The sequence below is a fragment of the Mycobacterium sp. 050134 genome (assembly GCF_036409085.1).
In the GTDB taxonomy this organism is placed as follows: domain Bacteria; phylum Actinomycetota; class Actinomycetes; order Mycobacteriales; family Mycobacteriaceae; genus Mycobacterium.
This window is the reverse complement of record NZ_JAZGLV010000069.1, coordinates 1-595: the sequence shown is the minus strand read 5'-3', so window position 1 is coordinate 595 and position 595 is coordinate 1. Positions and strand designations below refer to the sequence as shown.

General features: G+C 65.4%; 1 protein-coding gene. It reads left to right on the top strand.

What is annotated here, in order from left to right; genetic code table 11:
- Positions 1 to 69 precede the first annotated feature (69 nt).
- On the top strand, positions 70 to 595 hold a 526-nt coding region (locus SKC42_RS27435; protein ID WP_330967369.1), incomplete at its 3' end, for a helix-turn-helix domain-containing protein.

Here is a 595-nt window from a genome sequence, read left to right as displayed (position 1 = left end):
GGTGAATTCAACTGATCGTCGCAACACCTCGAAGTGTGGAGGTGTCCGATGGGCAGGCCTGAGGGATGGATGATTACGGTGACGGGGCGGCCGGCGATGCGCTCGCCGGGATGTCCACCGATCCGTCGAGATCTGGAGCGGTTGTTCTGGGTGAAGATCGCGCAGGGGCTGACCAGTGAGGACGCGGCCCTAGCGTGCGGCGTGTCGGGACCGGTGGGTTCGCGTTGGTTCAGAGATCGTGGCGGCATGCCATCGATGCAGCTCAATGCGTTATCCGGGAGATATCTATCGTTTGCCGAGCGTGAGGAGATCGCGCTGCTCAAAGCTCAGGGGGTCGGTGTGCGTGAGATCGCCCGTGGGATCGGGCGGGCACCGTCGACGATCTCGCGGGAGCTGCGGCGCAATGCCGCCACCCGCAGTGGAACGTTGGCGTATCGGGCCTCGGTGGCCCAATGGAAGGCCGAGTTGATGGGGCGCCGGCCCAAGGCGGCCAAGCTGACGGTCAACGCAGAGCTGCAAAAGTACGTGGCCGATCGGCTTGCCGGAATGGTTCGTCTAGCTGACGGCTCGCCTGTCGCGGGGCCTGCGGCGCCGC